The sequence below is a fragment of the Enterovirga sp. genome (assembly GCF_035325185.1).
In the GTDB taxonomy this organism is placed as follows: domain Bacteria; phylum Pseudomonadota; class Alphaproteobacteria; order Rhizobiales; family Beijerinckiaceae; genus Enterovirga.
In genome coordinates this window covers 1-16,811 of record NZ_DAOLAJ010000080.1, presented here as the reverse complement: position 1 = coordinate 16,811, position 16,811 = coordinate 1, and the positions used below count along the sequence as shown (strand labels likewise).

At 69.0% G+C, this 16,811-nt stretch carries 15 protein-coding genes and 1 tRNA gene; 11 read left to right on the top strand and 5 right to left on the bottom strand.

Features of this window, described 5'->3' with window-relative positions; translation table 11 throughout:
• The 3 genes from proS to PKD06_RS14435 all read left to right on the top strand — a co-directional run.
• Positions 1–1,084 (top strand): proline--tRNA ligase (proS, locus tag PKD06_RS14445; protein ID WP_324381234.1); only part of this gene is annotated, 1,084 nt, incomplete at its 5' end.
• Positions 1,081–2,379: a lipoprotein-releasing ABC transporter permease subunit gene (locus tag PKD06_RS14440; RefSeq protein WP_324381232.1), complete on the top strand. Its 1,299-nt coding sequence runs from the start codon at positions 1,081–1,083 to the stop codon at positions 2,377–2,379. The genes proS and PKD06_RS14440, both read left to right, overlap by 4 nt.
• Positions 2,380–2,382: 3 nt before the next feature.
• Positions 2,383–3,084, top strand: coding sequence for an ABC transporter ATP-binding protein (locus PKD06_RS14435; protein ID WP_324381230.1), 702 nt, complete (start codon positions 2,383–2,385; stop codon positions 3,082–3,084).
• Positions 3,085–3,091: 7 nt separating this feature from the next.
• On the opposite strand, the gene PKD06_RS14430 is transcribed toward PKD06_RS14435, so the two are convergent.
• Together PKD06_RS14430 and PKD06_RS14425 are read right to left on the bottom strand one after the other, a co-directional pair.
• Entirely contained in the window at positions 3,092–4,207 is a 1,116-nt protein-coding gene (locus PKD06_RS14430; protein WP_324381228.1) for an acyltransferase, read from the bottom strand.
• A 7-nt stretch (positions 4,208–4,214) separates the two neighbouring features.
• On the bottom strand, positions 4,215–5,336 hold the full coding sequence (locus tag PKD06_RS14425; RefSeq protein ID WP_324381226.1) for an acyltransferase: 1,122 nt from the start codon (positions 5,334–5,336) through the stop codon (positions 4,215–4,217).
• 106 nt (positions 5,337–5,442) lie between these two features.
• Here PKD06_RS14425 and dnaE point away from each other — a divergent pair, with 106 nt between their 5' ends.
• A complete protein-coding gene (gene dnaE, locus PKD06_RS14420) occupies positions 5,443–8,931 on the top strand; it encodes a DNA polymerase III subunit alpha (RefSeq protein WP_324381224.1) in 3,489 nt (1,162 codons plus the stop codon).
• Positions 8,932–8,950: 19 nt separating this feature from the next.
• Here dnaE and PKD06_RS14415 read toward each other — a convergent pair whose 3' ends face one another.
• From PKD06_RS14415 to PKD06_RS14405, 3 genes are all read right to left on the bottom strand, one after another.
• Positions 8,951–9,460: a YcxB family protein gene (locus tag PKD06_RS14415; RefSeq protein ID WP_324381222.1), complete on the bottom strand. Its 510-nt coding sequence runs from the start codon at positions 9,458–9,460 to the stop codon at positions 8,951–8,953.
• Positions 9,461–9,468: 8 nt separating this feature from the next.
• Entirely contained in the window at positions 9,469–9,969 is a 501-nt protein-coding gene (locus PKD06_RS14410) for a hypothetical protein (protein ID WP_324381220.1), read from the bottom strand.
• A 109-nt stretch (positions 9,970–10,078) separates the two neighbouring features.
• Positions 10,079–10,732, bottom strand: a complete 654-nt coding sequence (locus tag PKD06_RS14405; protein ID WP_324381218.1) for a TIGR00730 family Rossman fold protein — start codon at positions 10,730–10,732, stop codon at positions 10,079–10,081.
• A gap of 171 nt (positions 10,733–10,903) precedes the next feature.
• On the opposite strand from PKD06_RS14405, the gene PKD06_RS14400 reads away from it, so the two are divergent.
• The 7 genes from PKD06_RS14400 (at position 10,904) to PKD06_RS14370 (ending at position 16,804) form a co-directional block, all read left to right on the top strand.
• The gene (locus tag PKD06_RS14400) at positions 10,904–12,229 is read left to right on the top strand and encodes a LysM peptidoglycan-binding domain-containing protein (RefSeq protein WP_324381216.1); all 1,326 of its coding nucleotides are present in this window, start codon (positions 10,904–10,906) and stop codon (positions 12,227–12,229) included.
• A 28-nt stretch (positions 12,230–12,257) separates the two neighbouring features.
• Entirely contained in the window at positions 12,258–14,159 is a 1,902-nt protein-coding gene (locus PKD06_RS14395; protein ID WP_324381214.1) for an ABC transporter ATP-binding protein/permease, read from the top strand.
• Between the two features lie 89 nt (positions 14,160–14,248).
• Entirely contained in the window at positions 14,249–14,950 is a 702-nt protein-coding gene (locus PKD06_RS14390; protein ID WP_324381240.1) for a phosphatidylserine decarboxylase, read from the top strand.
• Between the two features lie 47 nt (positions 14,951–14,997).
• Positions 14,998–15,876 carry a phosphatidylcholine/phosphatidylserine synthase gene (locus PKD06_RS14385; RefSeq protein WP_324381212.1) on the top strand — a complete coding sequence of 293 codons (879 nt, stop codon included), beginning with the start codon at positions 14,998–15,000 and terminating at the stop codon, positions 15,874–15,876.
• Positions 15,857–16,486, top strand: a complete 630-nt coding sequence (locus PKD06_RS14380) for a Maf family nucleotide pyrophosphatase (RefSeq protein ID WP_324381238.1) — start codon at positions 15,857–15,859, stop codon at positions 16,484–16,486. Before PKD06_RS14385 ends, PKD06_RS14380 begins: the two co-directional genes overlap by 20 nt.
• Before the next feature lie 5 nt (positions 16,487–16,491).
• Positions 16,492–16,695 (top strand): DNA gyrase inhibitor YacG, encoded by a 204-nt coding sequence (gene yacG, locus PKD06_RS14375; protein WP_324381236.1) that lies wholly within the window; start codon positions 16,492–16,494, stop codon positions 16,693–16,695.
• Positions 16,696–16,728: 33 nt separating this feature from the next.
• A tRNA-Phe gene (locus PKD06_RS14370) sits at positions 16,729–16,804 on the top strand.
• The last annotated feature ends 7 nt before the right edge of the window (positions 16,805–16,811 follow it).

Here is a 16,811-nt window from a genome sequence, read left to right as displayed (position 1 = left end):
CGATGCCTACGGCAAGGAGATGCTGCGCATCACCGACCGCCACGAGCGCGAGATGCTCTACGGGCCGACCAACGAGGAGATGGTCACCGACATCTTCCGCACCTACGTGAAGTCCTATCGCGACCTGCCGCTCAACCTCTACCACATCCAGTGGAAGTTCCGGGACGAGGTCAGGCCGCGCTTCGGCGTCATGCGCGGGCGCGAGTTCCTGATGAAGGACGCCTATTCCTTCGACATTGACGAGGCGGGCGCGCGCACCGCCTATCACCGCATGTTCGTCGCCTATCTGCGCACCTTCGCGCGAATGGGCGTCAAGGCGATCCCGATGCGGGCGGATACGGGGCCGATCGGCGGCGATCTCAGCCACGAATTCATCATCCTCGCCGAGACCGGCGAGAGCGAGGTCTTCTGCCACCGCGACTATCTCGATTTCGACATCCCGCCGGCGGAGACCGATTTCCAGGATGCCGCTGGATTGCAGGCGACCGTGGAGCACTGGACGTCGCTCTACGCGGCCGAGAAGGAGATGCACGACGAGGCCGCCTTCGCGGCCCTGCCGCAGGACAAAAGGCTCGCGGCGCGCGGCATCGAGGTCGGCCATATTTTCTACTTCGGCACCAAATATTCGGCTCCCATGGGTGCGACGGTCACGGGGCCGGACGGCAAGGAGCACGAGGTCCAGATGGGCTCCTACGGGATCGGGCCGAGCCGGCTGGTGGCGGCCATCATCGAGGCGTCGCATGACGAGGCGGGCATCAAGTGGCCGGACAGCGTCGCGCCCTTCGACGCGGTGATCCTGAACCTGCGCACCGGCGATTCCGCGACGGACGCCGCCTGCGAAAGCCTGTATGCGGAACTGGAAGGCGCGGGCCGGGCGGTCCTCTACGACGATCGCGACGAGCGGCCGGGTGCGAAATTCGCCGCCGCCGATCTTCTCGGCATTCCCTGGCAGGTGATCGTCGGGCCGAAGAGCCTCGCCGAAGGCAATGTCGAGCTGAAGCGCCGCATGACGGGAGAGCGCGAGACGGTGCCGCTCACCGCCGTCGCCGCCTGGATTGCCGCCGGGCGCGCCGAAGCCATATGAGCCGGCTCGCCGATAGCGGCGCGGCGCGGGAGGGAAGCGCCGAGGCGCCCCGGGGAACCTTCCCCTTCGCTCCCTTCGAGTGGCTGCTCGCGAGCCGCTACCTGCGCACGCGCCGGCGCGAAGGATTCGTGTCGGTGATCGCGTTGTTCTCCTTCATCGGCATCATGCTGGGCGTCGCGACGCTGATCATCGTGCTGAGCGTGATGAACGGCTTCCGCAAGGAACTGCTCGACAAGATCGTCGGCATCAACGGCCACATCTTCGTGCTGGCGACCGACACGCCCTTCACCGATTACGCCGATGTGGCCGACCGGTTGTCCAAGGTCTACGGCATCAAATACGCGATCCCGCTCGTCGAGGGACAGGCCTTCGCCTCCGCGCCGGGGGGCGGGACAGGCGTCCTGGTGCGCGGCGTGCGGGACGAGGACATCCTGCGAATCCCCGGCGTCGCCGGCAACGTCAAGCAGGGCTCGATCGAGAAATTCGAGGAATCGGGCGGCATCGCCCTCGGCCGGCGGGTCGCCGAGACGCTCGGCGTGTCGGTCGGCGACACGGTGACGCTCATCTCGCCCCGCGGCGCGCAGACGCCCTTCGGGATGACCCCGCGGGTGAAGGGCTATCCGGTCACGGCGATCTTCGAGATCGGGATGTCGGAATTCGACTCGACCTTCGTCTTTCTGCCGATCGGCGAGGCGCAGGCCTTCTTCAACCGCAACGGCGACGTGAACGTCATCGAGGTCTATCTCGACGACGCCGACAAGGTGGAGGATGCACGCTCCTCGCTGGAGCAGGCGGCCGAGCGGCCGGTCCTGATGCAGGACTGGCGCCAGCGGAACAAGAGCTTCTTCTCGGCCCTGGAGGTCGAGCGGAACGTGATGTTCCTCATCCTGACCCTCATCGTGCTGGTCGCGGCGCTGAACATCGTCTCGGGCCTCCACATGCTGGTGAAGGACAAGTCGTCCGACATCGCCATCCTGCGCACGATGGGCGCGACGCGCGGCGCCATCATGCGCATCTTCGAGATCACCGGGGCCGCGATCGGCATCATCGGAACCCTGGCCGGCGTCCTTCTCGGCGTGCTGATCACGAACAACATCCAGGCGATCCAGCGCACGCTGTTCCCTGGCGCCTGGGACCCGACGGTGCGGTTCCTCTCCGAGATCCCGGCCGAGCTGAATTCGAGCGAGGTGATGCAGGTGGTCGCGATGGCGATCACGCTCTCGCTCCTCGCCCCCCTCTTTCCGGCATGGCGGGCGGCGCGGCTCGATCCCGTCCAGGCCCTTCGCTACGGATAGCTCATGGCGAGCGGGACCTCCTCAGGCGTGCCTGCCCTGCGGCTCGTCGGCATCGAGCGGCGCTATCGCGAGGGCAAGAGCAGCCTCGCGATCCTCACGGGCGCCTCGCTCGACCTGCGGCCGGGCGAGATGGTGGCGCTGGTCGCCCCCTCCGGGACGGGAAAGTCGACGCTCCTGCACGTTGCGGGGCTCCTCGAGCAGCCCGATGGCGGCGACGTGCTCGTCGGCGGCCATTCGACCAACGGCCTGCGCGACAGCGAGCGCACCCGCATGCGGCGCGAGGAGATCGGCTTCGTCTACCAGTCGCATCATCTCCTGCCGGAATTCTCGGCGCAGGAGAACGTGGTCCTGCCGCAGATCATCCGGGGCCTGCCGCAGAGGGAAGCTTCGCGGCGGGCTGCCGAGCTGCTCTCCTTCCTGGGGCTCGGCCAGCGCCTCGCCCATCGGCCCGCCGAGCTGTCGGGCGGCGAACAGCAGCGCGTCGCGATCGCGCGCGCGGTGGCGAACGCCCCCCGCATCCTGCTCGCCGACGAGCCGACGGGCAATCTCGACCCGCACACCTCCTCGCATGTCTTCCAGACGCTGATCTCCCTCGTGCGGGCCTCGGGGGTGGCGGCGCTCATCGCGACCCATAACCTCGATCTCGCCTCGCGCATGGACCGCCGCGTGACGCTGAGCGAGGGCCGGGTGGTCGAGGCGCCCTGAGGGGGCGTCAGGTCGGCGCGGCGCGCGGCGCGCCAGCGGGCCGCTTCTCGATTCTTTCACGCAGGAGGCGCGTCACCGGCCTCTCAAAGGCCAGATAGCTCAGGATGGCGGCTACGATCGCCGCCGCGACGCTTGCGGCCATGAAGGCGACTGCCCCCGCCGCCGAGACCGGCGCGAGGCCGAGCCGGCCGGCGAGGAGGCGCAGGGCCGTCAGCGCGGGAAGGTGGACCAGATAGAGCGAATAGGAGGCGTCGCCCAGGAAGACGAGTGATGCCGGCAAGCGGCCTGCTCCCTGTGCCGGGCGCGCCAGCGCCACGGCGCCGACGAGGAGCAGGGCGGGCAGCCCGTAGCCGGCGAGCCGCGGCCAGCCTTCCAGGATCGGATCTCCCATCCGCCAGGCGAAGAGCGCAAGAGCGATCGTGACCACCAGCCCCGCCGCCGGACGGGGCACGAAGGCGCCCCGCTCATAGGCGATCCCGAGCGCGATTCCGGCGGCGAATTCGAGCACGAGCGGCTCGCCCCAGAAGGCGAGGGGAGGGAGGGAAGCGCCGAGGGCGGTCGCGAGGCCGACCGTCGCGGCGAGGGCCCCGGTGACGAGGAGGACGGCCGACCTTTGCGGCAACGCGACGGCCATCGTGAAGAGCGCGTAGAAGAACATCTCGTAGTTCAGCGTCCAGCCGACCACCAGGATGGGGTGGAAGGTGCCGTCGAGCCCGAGACGGGGCCAGAAGAGGTAGGAGGCGAGGACGGTTCCGCCCGAGACGGGCCGTCCGAGCGCGGCCGGCGCGAAGAGGAAGGCGGCAACATAGATGCTGGTCACGGCCCAGTAGAGCGGCACGATGCGGATCAGTCGCCGCTTCAGGAAGGTCGCGCTGCCTCCCGGCGCGGCGAAGAGGCGGCGCGAGGAGACCAGCATGATGAAGCCGGAAATCACGAAGAAGATATCGACGCCGGCCGATCCGCCGAGCAGCATCGGCGGGCTTGCGAAGCCGAAGCCGAGCAGAACGCTCAATTCCGCATGGTGAAGCACCACCATCAGCGCGGCGACGGCCCGCAGGACCTGGATGCCCGGCAGGATGGCGGCCCGCCCCGGCGGGCGCTGACGAGGGAGATCGTCGGTCATGGGCCGGTCACGAGGCCCGGGCCGGCGCGGGCGCGAGTCTCTGCCGATCGGTGGCGTCGAGGCGCCGCCGCAGCCGGCGCGTGAGCGGACGCTCGAACGCGACATAGCAGAAGACCGCGACTGCGACCGAGATGGCGACGACGATGCCCGCGGCGAGCCAGGAGGTGGCCGGCGCCTGCCAGGGCAGGGGAAGGCGCCCGCCGATCTGCTTGAAGACCAGGAGAACGGGCAGGTGCAGCAGGTAGAGGGAATAGGACGCGTCCCCGAGGAGGAGGACGAAAGGCGGCGCCTTGGGCGCCGGGCCGAGGGCGGCGGCCGCGAGCAGCAGCAGCGCCGGGCCGCCCCATAGCGCGACGCGAGACCATTCCTGCGGCTCGGGCATCCGGGCGACGAGGAGATAGGCGAGGATGCCGGCCAAGGCGAGGGCGACAGCCGGCAGCGCCCGGAGCCGCAGGCCCGAGAGATAGAGGCGCCCCAGCGCCATGCCGGCGAGGAATTCCAGGATGATGGGATCGGACCAGAACCGCAGGACGGTCGCCTCGGGCCGGAACACCCCGCCGAGGACGACCGCCGCCCCGAGCACGAGGCCGACCGCGCTCGCCAGCCGCTCCCGCGCGACATGCAGCGCAAGCGCGAAGACGACGTAGAAGAGCATCTCGTAGTTCAGCGTCCAGCCGACCGGGTTCAGCGGCTGGATGGCGCCGTCCGGCCGCGCATGGGGAATGAAGAGCAGCGAGGTGACCAGCGCTCCGAGCGAATGGTCCTGCCCCTCGCGCTGGGGAAGCACCAGGGCGGCGGCGAGGAAGATCAGCGTCGAGAGCCAATAGAGCGGCACGATCCGGATCAGGCGCCTGACCATGAACGCGCGCGCCGAGAGGCGCCGCGAGGTCAGGACCATGATGAAGCCCGAGATGAGGAAGAAGAGATCGACGCCGCTCGCGCCGATCCCGAAGGCCGGCAGGGGACCTGACGGCGCGAACCAGGCCGTGATCCCGGATTCGACATGGTACAGGAGGACCATCAGCGCGGCGATCGCCCGCAGCACCTGCACGGTCGGAAGGAACGGGCCGCTCGTCGTCACCATGTCATGCTGGGGTTGCCGATCCTCGCAGAGGGTTGACGCGCTCATATCAGATCGGCGGGCCGTTGGGTCCACAGATTCCGGCACCGGGGGAATCGACAGCGCGGCCCGGCCGCGCGAAGCTCGGACATCATCGACCGAACGCTGACCGCCCGTGGCCATCCTGACCGATCTCGGCTTCGTGCACCTTCACGTGCACTCGTCCTATTCCCTGCTCGAGGGGGCGCTGAAGATCGCCGACCTCCTGAAGCTCGCCGAGGCCGATGCGCAGCCCGCCCTCGCCCTCACCGACACCAACAACCTGTTCGGCGCGCTCGAATTCTCCGAGAAGCTCGCCGGCAAGGGGATCCAGCCGATCGCCGGCATCCAGCTTTCCGTCTGCTTCGAGGAGGCCGAGCCGAACAGCCGCGCGGCCCTGCCGAAGGCATCCGACATCGTCCTCCTCGCGACGAAGGAGGAGGGCTATCTCAATCTCATGCGGCTCGCGAGCCGCGCCTATTTCGACGTCCCCCTGGGCGATCCGCCGCGGGTGGCGGCTGCGATCCTGGCAGAACATGCGGATGGCCTCATCGCCCTGACCGGCGGCCTGTCGGGGCCTCTCGACAGCGCCCTGCGCGACGGAGGCCGCGGCGCCGTCGCCGCGCGCCGCCTCGACCAGCTCGCGGATGCCTTCGGCGACCGCCTCTATGTCGAGATCCAGCGCCACGGCCTCGAAGGACAGCGCATGGTCGAGGGCGAGCTGATCGCGCTCGCCGACCGGCGCGGCCTGCCCATCGTCGCGACCAACGAGCCCTTCTTCGCCAAGGCCGACGATCACGAGGCCCATGACGCGCTCCTCGCGCTGGCCGCCGGCCGGCTCGTCTCGGACGACGACCGCCGCCGCCTGACGCCCGAGCATCGCTTCAAGACCCGCGCCGAGATGCAGGCCCTGTTCAAGGACCTGCCGGATGCGCTCGCCTCTTCGGTCGAGATTGCGATGCGGTGCGCGTTCCGCGTGCGGACGCGCAAGCCCATCCTGCCCTCGTTCGGAACGGGACGCGCAGACGCCGCGATGGACGAGGCGGCGGAACTGGCCCGGCAAGCGCGGGAGGGGCTGGAGGCGCGGCTTGCCGCCCACGGCCCCGCGCCGGGGCTCGATGCCGAAGCCTATCGCAAGCAGCTCGACTACGAGATCGACGTCATCACCCGGATGAAGTTCCCGGGCTACTTCCTGATCGTCGCGGACTTCATCAAGTGGTCCAAGGAGCACGACATCCCGGTCGGACCGGGCCGCGGCTCTGGCGCGGGCTCGCTCGTCGCCTATGCGCTGACCATCACCGATCTCGACCCCCTGCGCTTCGGCCTCCTCTTTGAGCGCTTCCTCAATCCCGAGCGCGTCTCGATGCCGGATTTCGACATCGATTTCTGCGTCGACGGGCGCGAGCGCGTCATCCGATACGTGCAGGACCGCTACGGCGAGGCGCAGGTCGGGCAGATCATCACCTTCGGCACGCTTCTCGCCCGCGGCGTCATGCGCGATGTCGGGCGGGTGCTGGAAATGCCCTACGGGCAGGTGGACAAGCTGACCAAGCTCGTCCCGAACAATCCCGCCAACCCCGTCACGCTCCAGCAGGCGATCGAGGGCGAGCCGAAGCTCAAGGCCGCGGCCGAGGAGGAGCCCATCGTCGGGCGGATGCTGGAGATCGCCAGGAAGCTGGAGGGGCTTCACCGGCACGCCTCGACCCACGCCGCCGGCATCGTGATCGGCGACCGCCCGCTCCAGGACCTCGTGCCGATCTATCGCGATCCGAAGACAGGCATGCGGGTCACCCAGTACAACATGAAATGGGTCGAGCCGGCCGGGCTCGTGAAATTCGACTTCCTGGGCCTGACGACCCTCACGATCCTCAAACGCGCCGTCGAGCTGATCCGCAACCGGGGAGGGGCCGTCGACCTCGCCTCCCTGCCCCTCGACGATCCGAAGACCTACGAGACCCTGGGCCGCGGCGAGACGGTCGGGGTGTTCCAGGTGGAATCGGCGGGCATGCGCAAGGCGCTCGTCGAGATGCAGGCGGACCGCTTCGAGGACCTCATCGCCCTCGTCGCCCTCTACCGGCCGGGCCCGATGGCCAATATCCCGGTCTATTGCGCGCGCAAGCTCGGGCGCGACCCTGAGCCCGAGGCCAATTGGTATCCCCATCCCAAGCTCGCGCCGATCCTGAAGGAGACCTTCGGCATCATCGTCTACCAGGAGCAGGTGATGGAGGTGGCCAAGCTCCTCGCCGGCTATTCGCTGGGCGACGCCGACCTCCTGCGCCGGGCCATGGGCAAGAAGATCAAGGCGGAGATGGACGCCCAGCGCTCGCGCTTCGTGAAGGGGGCGACCGAGCGCGGCCTCCCGGAGGAGAGCGCCGACACGATCTTCGACCTTCTCGCCAAATTCGCCGATTACGGCTTCAACAAGAGCCACGCGGCGGCCTATGCGCTGGTCGCCTACCAGACGGCCTATCTGAAGGCGAATTATGCGGTCGAGTTCCTGGCTGCGTGCATGACCATGGCCCTCGACAATACCGACAAGCTGGCCGAATTCCGCCGCGAGGCGCAGCGCCTCGGCATCCGCGTCGAACCGCCCTCGATCAACAAATCGGGCGTCGTCTTCGAGGTCGAGGAGGATGGGGGCCTGGGCGCCATCCGCTACGCGCTCGCCGCCGTGAAGGGCGTCGGGCGGGCGGCGGTGGAATCGCTCGTCGAGGCGCGGGGCAATCAGCCCTTCGCGAGCCTCGCCGACCTCGCCGAGCGCATCAATCCGCGCCTTCTCAACCGGCGCACGCTCGAGAGCCTGATCGCGGCGGGGGCCCTCGACGAGATCGAGCCGGACCGTGCCCGCGCGACCGCCGCCCTCGACGGCATGATGGCGCTCGCCCAGCATACGCTGGAGACGAAGCTCGTCGGCGCCATCGACATGTTCGGGGGCATGGCGGACGGCGCGGCGACTTTCCGCATCCCGCCCTACGAGCCATGGCTCGCCGCCGACCGCCTGAGGCGGGAATACGAGGCGGTCGGCTTCTTCCTGTCGGGCCATCCGCTCGACGAATACGGCGAGCTGCTCAAGAAGCTCCGCGTGCAGAGCTGGACCGATTTCTGCCGGGCGGCCCGCGCCGCGAACGGCGCGGTCGGCCGCGTCGCCGCGAGCGTGCTCGACCGGCAGGAGCGCCGCACCAAGAGCGGGTCCAAGATGGGCATCGTGAACCTGTCCGACCAGACGGGGCATTACGAGGCCATCGTCTTCTCCGAGGGCCTCGGCCTCTACCGCGAGCTTCTGGAGCCCGGACGGGACCTTCTCCTCACCATCCAGGCGAGCGTGGAGGGCGAGGAAGTCCGCGCCCGCATCCAGACCGCCGAGCCGCTGGAGGATGCGCTCGGCAAGCATCGCAACGACATGCGCGTCTTCCTGCGCGACACGGGCCCGATCGTCAGCGTGCAGCAGCGGCTCAGGGGACAGGCCGGGCCGGCGCGGGGGGAGGGCGAGGTATCGCTGATCCTGATCCTGGACGGCGGCGCGCGGGAGGTCGAGGTGAAGCTCCCCGGCCGCTATCCCGCCTCGCCCCAGATCGCGGGCGCGCTCCGCGCGGTTCCCGGAGTTGTCGACGTTCAGATGAGCTGAGGCGCGCCTCGGGCCGGCGTCACGCCTTCTTGAGAATCGCCCGGTTCCTGCCCCGGAACCAGGCGCGCGCCTCCTCCGGCACGTTCGCCATGGGCAGGACGTTGAAACGATTCCTGCCGGTGAAGAACATCCAGTATCCGGGGCGCTCCCAGATCTCGGTCAGGCTCGACCAGGGCAGCTCACCCTTCCCGGCCTCCGAAGACAGCTCCATCGCATCGTCGCGAAATCCGATCGAGGCGCGGGGAGCCGGCATGCGCCGGAGGGCTTCGAGCGTGTTGGACAGGTGGACCCACCATCCGAGCGCGGCGATGGCCGGGGCCATGATCGCGCCGCTCGCCGCCAGCGCGATCGTCCAGGGTGGCTGGCCCTTCCAGGCGAAATAGAACGCCAGCACGATCATGAGACCGCAGAGCAGCCAAAGGCGCTTCTGCTCGACGACGAAACGCCGGAAGACATAGGCGCGGACCGCGTCGCGCAGCATCGACTCGGTATAGAGCACCTCGAAACGGTGCCGCCGCCCGCCCGGCATGACCGTCGCTAGTTCTTGAAGTTCAGCACCTTCTCCTTGCAGATATCGACCGTGCTCGGCTGGTTCGCGGCCTGGCCCTCGAAGGTCGAGACGACACTGACCTCGCAGGTCTTGAAGGCGGGAAGGGACAGGCGCGTCTTCTTGCCTGTCGGCAGGGGCTTCTTGAGCTTCGCGCCCCGGCCGTCCTGCGACACTTCGAGGCCGACGAGCGTGGCCGAGCTTTCGTTGACCACGGTGAGCGAGCGGGCCGGGACCGGCCCTTTCGGCTTCTTGGGCTTCGCCTTGCGCGGTTTCGGCGCCTCGGCCGGTTCCTCGGCCTGGGCCGGGGCGGCTGCGGGAGCCGCCGCGGCGGGCGGGGCCGGTGGTGGGGCCGCGGGGGCGGCCGGCGCTGCGGGCGCCGGAGCCTCGGCCGGGTTCTGCACGGGCTGATCGAACAGAGAGCGCTGGGCGAAAGCCGGGCCTGCGAGGCTCAGCGCGAGGACGGTCGTGGCCAGGAGGGTCAGTTTCATGAGCGTCTCGCTGAAGTCCGGCCCGGGCGGGCGATCTCGCTGATGCTGCGACACACCAGAAGCGGTTCGCGATGTCCAGCCGATCCTGCGGGACTGCGGCGCAGAACCGCTAGAACCGCTCCTGGATCAGCGCCTCCTCCTCCTCCGTCGGCGGCTGCGTGAAGGCGTGGTCCAGCATGGGCAGCACCTTCTCGACCCGATCCGTGACGAGATAGGTCAGGTCGAGCCCCGGCCTGATGAAGCCCTCGGCCCGCATGTGATCGAGCAGCGTCACGAGAGGGCGCCAGAAGCCGCGCACGTCGAGGAGCAGGATCGGCTTCCTGTGCCGGCCGAGCTGCGACCAGGTCATCTGCTCGACCAGTTCCTCCAGCGTGCCGATCCCTCCCGGCAAGGCCACGAAGGCGTCGGCGCGGTCGAACATCATCCGCTTGCGTGTATGCATGTCCCGCACGACGACGAGTTCCTGCGCCTCCTCGATCATGTTCTCGCGCCGGCGCAGGAAATCGGGAATGATTCCGGTGACGTGCCCGCCGGCGCCAAGGACGGCGCGGGCCACCGCGCCCATCAATCCGACATCGCCGCCGCCATAGACGAGAGAGATGCCGGCCTGCGCCAGCCGGCGGCCGAGTTCCGTCGCGGCTTCCTCGAAAACCGGGTCCGCCCCGGAACTGGAGCCGCAATAGATGCAGACATGGCGGATTCTCGGCTTCTGCTCCGCCACCTGCCGCCCGCCGCCCTTGGCGGCCGGGATATTTTCACGCATGGGTCCGTCCTTGTTGTTGTCATTCTTCCTTCGTACACCGCAAGACCTGTTTCCAATTGGACCGTCGGCACCCACATAGTTCAAGCGATGAGCGCAATCGGACCCTTTGCGATTCCCATTTTGGCGGTCGGGGCCTTTGCCGCAACCCTCGGATGGTTCGGCTACCAGCATATGACGCGTCCGCCCGCGACCCCACCGCAGGTCGCCGTGGCCGAACCCGTGAAATCCGATCCCCCGAAGAAGGAAGCGGCGGGCGGCGCTCCCGAGGCGAAGCCCGCGCGGGCCGCGCCGGCGCAGGAAGAGGGCAAGCCCCCGCCGCCCGCCGCCCCGCAAACGGCCGGCGCGGCTGCCGCTCCGCCTGAATCCCCGCAGCCGGGCGCTCCGTCTTCCGCCGCCTCGGCCGTTCCCGCCGCCCCGGTCGCCCCCGCTTTCGACGTCGTTCGCGTGGAGCCCACGGGCGAAATCGTCGTGGCGGGCCGCGCGGCGCCGGGCGCCAGCGTCGAGCTGCTTCTGGACGGCGCGCGCCAGTCTCGCGTCGTGGCCGATCCTTCGGGACTTTTCGCGCTGGTGCCCGATCCGCTGCCGCCCGGCACTCACGAGTTGACGCTCCAGGTGACCAATGGCGACGGGAGCAGGATACGCTCGCCGCAAAGCGTCACCGTCGTGGTGGCGGCGAACCGGAAGGACCCACCGCTCGTCACCATCACGGCTCCGGGGCAGCCCGCCGTGGTGCTCTCGCGCCCGGACGTCCCGACGAGCGTGGCAAGCGCCAAGCCCTCCCCGGATTCCGGCAAGCCGGGCGCCGAGGGAACGGCGGCGGGCGAGGGCGCGAAGCCGGAGGCGGAGAGCGCTCCCCCCGCGAAGCAGCGCCGGACAGTGCAGATCGTCAGCGTGGAAACGGAAGGAGCCGGCCGGCTCCTCGTGGCAGGCAGCGCGGCTCCCGCTGCGGTGGTGCGGCTCTATCTCAACGACACTTTCATCGCCCCCGCCTCGGCGGGGCAGGACGGGCGGGTCTCGTTCTCGATCGAGCGCGGCATGCAGCCGGGCTCCTACAAGGTGCGGCTCGACGATATCGATCCCGTCTCCGGGCAGGTCCGCTCGCGGGCGGAGGTTCCCTTCGAAATGCCCCAGCAGGTGGCGGGCGCCACCGCCGCGGACGAAGCGCCGGCGGCAGGCGGCCCGGCAACCGAGCCCCCCTCGGGGCGGCTCGCCTCGGCAGCGGGGGAGGGGACGGGCAATCCCGCACGCGCCGGATCGCCGCCCCCGGCGGCCGGCACGTCCGGGCCGGGTGCCGCCGTGCTCGTGCCCAAGATCAATACGGCGCTCGTGTCCCGGGGCGACAGCCTCTGGGCGATCTCCAAGCGCGCTTATGGCGAGGGCCCGCGCTATACCGTAATCTACGGCGCCAATGCGAAGCAGATTCGCGATCCCAACCTGATCTATCCGGGCCAGGTTTTCGTTCTGCCCGCAGACAATCGCGAAGGCGACGCCCGCTGACCGGGCGCCTCGCCGGACATTTCATCCCATGACCGATTCCTCGAAGCGCTCGACCGCGGGGCCGGGCCTCGTCGGCACGCTGCTGAAGCTCTGGCCTTTCCTGTGGCCCCACGCGCGGCGCGACCTGCAGATCCGCGTCTTCCTCGCCTTCGGCCTGCTCCTCATGGCCAAGGGCGTGACGATGCTCGTGCCCTTCACCTTCAAATGGGCCACCGACGCGCTCGTCGCGGCGGCGGAGGGGAAAACGCCCTCGGCGGGCGAAAGCGCGTTCCTGCTCGGCATGCCGGCCCTCCTGACGATGGCCTACGGCCTCTCGCGAGCGCTGATGGCGCTCCTCACCCAGGCGCGCGACGGTGTCTTCGCGAAAGTGGCGATGAACGCCGTCCGGCGCCTCGCGCAGCAGACCTTCGAGCACATGCACGCCCTCTCGCTGCGCTTCCATCTCGAGCGCAAGACAGGCGGCCTGACCCGCATCCTGGAGCGGGGCCGCAACGGCATCGAGGAATTGTCCCGCCTCTTCGTGCTCCAGCTCGTGCCGACGATCGTCGAGTTCGTGCTCGTGATCGCGATTCTCGGCTATCAGTTCGACTGGCTTTATTCGGCGGCCGTCGTCGCGATGGTCGGCGCCTATCTCGCCTTCACCTACCGGGCGACCGAATGGCGCATCTCGATCCGCCGGCAGATGAACGAATCGGATACCGACGCCAATATCCGCGCCGTCGATTCGCTCCTCAATTTCGAGACCGTGAAATATTTCGGCGCCGAGCGCCGCGAGGCGGAGCGCTACGACCGCTCCATGGCCCGCTACGAGCGCGCCTCGGTCCAGACCTACACCTCGCTCACCTTGCTCAACAGCGGCCAGGCGATCATCTTCTCGACCGGCATGGCGGTCGTGATGCTGCTGGCGGCGCGAGATGTGATCGCAGGGCGGGTGTCGATCGGCAGCTTCGTGCTCGTGAATGCGATGCTGATCCAGCTCTACATGCCGCTGAATTTCATGGGCATGATCTACCGGGAGATCAAGCAGGCCCTCATCGACATCGACGACATGTTCCACATCCTCGGGCGGCACCCGGAGATCGAGGATGCGCCCGGCGCTCCCGCCCTCTCCGTGACGGGGGGCGAGGTGCGCTTCGAGAACGTGCGTTTCGGCTATATCCGCGAACGCCCGATCCTGGAGGGGGTGAGCTTCACCGTGCCCGCCGGGAGGACCGTCGCGATCGTCGGGCCTTCGGGGGCCGGCAAGTCGACCATCTCGCGCCTGCTCTTCCGCTTCTACGAGCCCTGGAGCGGGCGCATCCTCGTCGACGGCCAGGATATCGCCCATGTGCGGCAGGCGAGCCTGCGCGCGGCGCTCGGGATGGTTCCGCAGGATACCGTGCTCTTCAACGACACGATCGGCTACAACATCCGCTACGGGCGCTGGGACGCGAGCGAGGCAGAGGTCGAGGAGGCCGCGCGTCTCGCGCAGATCGACCGCTTCATCGCCTCTCTGCCCGAGGGCTACGATACGCCGGTCGGCGAGCGGGGGCTCAAGCTGTCCGGCGGCGAGAAGCAGCGCGTCGCGATCGCCCGCACGATCCTGAAGGCCCCTCCCATCCTGGTGCTGGACGAGGCGACCTCGGCCCTCGACAGCTTCACCGAGCGGGAGATCCAGGACGCCCTGGAGCGGGTGTCGGAAGGGCGCACGACGCTGGTCATCGCCCATCGCCTGTCCACGATCGTCGGGGCGGACGAGATCATCGTGCTGGATGCCGGGCGGGTGGTCGAGCGCGGCACCCACGCCGCCCTTCTCGCCGCGGGCGGCACCTATGCCGCCCTCTGGGACCGGCAGCGCCGCGAGGCGGAGGCGATCGAGACGCTGGAGCGCGAGCAGGCCGCCGAAGCCCCCTCCCATCGGATCAGGCTGGCGGAGCCGCTCGCGGATTGACGCGGGCGGCGCGTCCTGCAAACCCCTTCGGACGCGGAGAACGGCTCATGTCGAGCCGGATCGCGGCGGCCCCTGGACCACGACCACTCATGAACGACATCCTGAAATCGGTCCGGCGCATCTTCGTGCCGATCCGCAAGGAGGGGTTCCCCTTCATCGCGATCGCCTTCGTGCTCGGCGTCGTGCTCGGATTCCTGTGGAAACCTCTGTTCTGGCTTTTGATGCTGATCACCGTCTGGATCGCCTATTTCTTCCGCGATCCCGCGCGGACGACGCCGATCCGGGAGGGGCTCGTCGTCTCGCCCGCGGACGGGCGGATCAGCATGATCGCGACCGTCGTGCCGCCGCCGGAGACGGGACTGTCCCCGGCACCTCTGCTGCGCATCTCGGTCTTCATGAACGTCTTCGATTGCCACGTGAACCGCTCGCCGGTCGCGGGCCGGATCGTGCGGATCGTCTACACGCCCGGCCTCTTCCTGAACGCCGAGCTGGACAAGGCCAGCGACGACAACGAGCGCAACGCCCTCGTCATCGACACGGGCAAGCAGATGATCGGCGTCGTCCAGATCGCGGGCCTCGTCGCGCGCCGCATCGTCGGCTGGGTGCAGGAGGGCCAGTCGCTGACGGCGGGCGAGCGGTTCGGCCTCATCCGCTTCGGCTCGCGCGTCGACGTCTTCCTGCCGCTCGGCACGAAGGTGCTCGTCGGCGTCGGCCAGACGGCGATCGCCGGCGAGACCGTGCTGGCCGATCTCGACCCCGCCGGGGGCGAGCGCGCCTACGTGACCGCGTGAGCGCCTCGCTTGTGGCGGACCGGCCGGGTGCATAACGTCGTCTTCCGATGAGCGATCTCTTCCAGCCCTATGCCCCGGACCCCTCGGAGCCGAAGAAGCGGCGTTTCCGGCCGGTGCCGTTCCGCATGGTGGCGCCGAACCTCATCACGCTGCTCGCGCTCTGCCTCGGCCTCACGGCGATCCGGGTCGCCTATGAGGGACGCCTCGAATACGCGGTAATCGCCATCGTGGCGGCCGCGGTGCTGGACGGCGTGGACGGCCGCGTCGCGCGGCTGCTGAAGGGCACGTCCCGTTTCGGGGCCGAACTCGACTCCCTCGCCGATTTCCTGAATTTCGGCGTGGCGCCCGGCCTGGTGCTGCATTCCTTCATTCTCAAGGACGTCAAGGCGGGTGGCTGGGTGGTGGCGATGATCTTCGCCATCGCCGCCGCGTTGCGGCTGGCGCGGTTCAACGTCGCCCTCGACGATCCCCACCAGCCGGAATGGAAGAAGGATTTCTTCGTCGGGATGCCCGCTCCGGCGGGAGCCGGCACGGCGCTCTTGCCGATCTATCTGCATTTCCTCGGCGTGCCGGTCACCTCGGCCGCCCCCATGGCCCTCTTCTATGTCCTGGCCATCGCCCTGATGATGGTCTCGACGGTGCCGACCTTCTCGGGAAAGACCTGGGGCAAGCGCATTCCGCGGGACTGGGTGCTGCCGCTCTTCGTGCTGACGGTGGCGGCCTTCGGTCTCCTGGTCAGCTTTCCTTTCGAGGCGATGGCCTGCCTCAGCCTCGTCTATCTGTGCACCATTCCCCTCAGCGTGGCCCGCTACAGGGCATTGCAGCGCGGAGCCGCGGCGCCGCCTCTTCAGGCCGCTCAGGAGGCCGAGGCCGGCATCGAGTCACCCGCCGCGTCCGCCACGGAGAATCGACCTGACAGCCAATGAGGCGCGCCCGCGCCTGATCCTCGCCTCGGCCTCGCCCCGGCGGCTCGCGCTCCTCGAGCAGATCGGCATCAGGCCGGACGAGGTGAGGGCGACCGATCTCGACGAGGCCCCCCGCAAGGGCGAGTTGCCGCCCGGGCTTGCCTCGCGCCTCGCGCGCGAGAAATGCGAGGCGGCCCGCGCTGCGGAAGGGGGGGAGGGCGGGTTTCTCCTTGCGGCGGATACGGTCGTCGCCGTGGGCCGCCGCGTACTGCCGAAAGCGGAGGAGGAAGGCGAGGCGAGGCGCTGTCTCGAACTGATGTCGGGCCGCGCCCACCGCGTCTATACGGCGATCGCCTTGTCGTGCCCGGCCGGCCGGCTGCGCCAGCGCCTCGTCGAGACGCGGGTCAAGATGAAGCGCCTGTCGGATCCCGAGATCGCGGCTTATCTGGCGTCGGGAGAATGGCGGGGCAAGGCGGGCGGCTACGCCATTCAGGGCCTGGCGGCCGCCTTTGTTCTTTCCCTGGTGGGCTCCTACGGCGCGGTGGTGGGCCTGCCGCTGTACGAGACCGCCGCTCTTCTCGAGGGCGCAGGCTATCCTGTCCGGGCCGGCTGGGGAGATTCGGCGGCGTGAGCGCGATGTCGACGAAGGCCTGCCCGATCTGCGGCCGCCCCTCTCAGGCGAAGACGCGGCCCTTCTGCTCCGTCCGCTGCGCCGACGTCGATCTCGGCCGCTGGCTCACCGGGAGCTATGCCATTCCCGTAGCCGAGGACGAGGCCGAACCTGAGCAGAAAGAAGGGGAACTGGGCGCCGACCTCCCTGGACATGGCCGAATGTCCTGATATAAGCCCGCTCGCCCGGTCGGAGACAGGCGCGCCCAGGTAGCTCAGTTGGTAGAGCATGCGACTGAAAATCGCAGTGTCGGTGGTTCGATTCCGCCCCTGGGCACCATTTCTTC

Bases quoted from the DNA above. Each gene is read 5' to 3' on its own strand.
- PKD06_RS14440 (WP_324381232.1), top strand. From the start codon at position 1,081: ATGAGCCGGCTCGCCGATAGCGGCGCGGCGCGGGAGGGAAGCGCCGAG.
- PKD06_RS14435 (WP_324381230.1), top strand. From the start codon at position 2,383: ATGGCGAGCGGGACCTCCTCAGGCGTGCCTGCCCTGCGGCTCGTCGGC.
- PKD06_RS14430 (WP_324381228.1), bottom strand. From the start codon at position 4,207: ATGACCGACGATCTCCCTCGTCAGCGCCCGCCGGGGCGGGCCGCCATC.
- PKD06_RS14425 (WP_324381226.1), bottom strand. From the start codon at position 5,336: ATGAGCGCGTCAACCCTCTGCGAGGATCGGCAACCCCAGCATGACATG.
- PKD06_RS14415 (WP_324381222.1), bottom strand. From the start codon at position 9,460: ATGCCGGGCGGGCGGCGGCACCGTTTCGAGGTGCTCTATACCGAGTCG.
- PKD06_RS14410 (WP_324381220.1), bottom strand. From the start codon at position 9,969: ATGAAACTGACCCTCCTGGCCACGACCGTCCTCGCGCTGAGCCTCGCA.
- PKD06_RS14405 (WP_324381218.1), bottom strand. From the start codon at position 10,732: ATGCGTGAAAATATCCCGGCCGCCAAGGGCGGCGGGCGGCAGGTGGCG.
- PKD06_RS14400 (WP_324381216.1), top strand. From the start codon at position 10,904: ATGACGCGTCCGCCCGCGACCCCACCGCAGGTCGCCGTGGCCGAACCC.
- PKD06_RS14395 (WP_324381214.1), top strand. From the start codon at position 12,258: ATGACCGATTCCTCGAAGCGCTCGACCGCGGGGCCGGGCCTCGTCGGC.
- PKD06_RS14390 (WP_324381240.1), top strand. From the start codon at position 14,249: ATGAACGACATCCTGAAATCGGTCCGGCGCATCTTCGTGCCGATCCGC.
- PKD06_RS14385 (WP_324381212.1), top strand. From the start codon at position 14,998: ATGAGCGATCTCTTCCAGCCCTATGCCCCGGACCCCTCGGAGCCGAAG.
- yacG (WP_324381236.1), top strand. From the start codon at position 16,492: ATGTCGACGAAGGCCTGCCCGATCTGCGGCCGCCCCTCTCAGGCGAAG.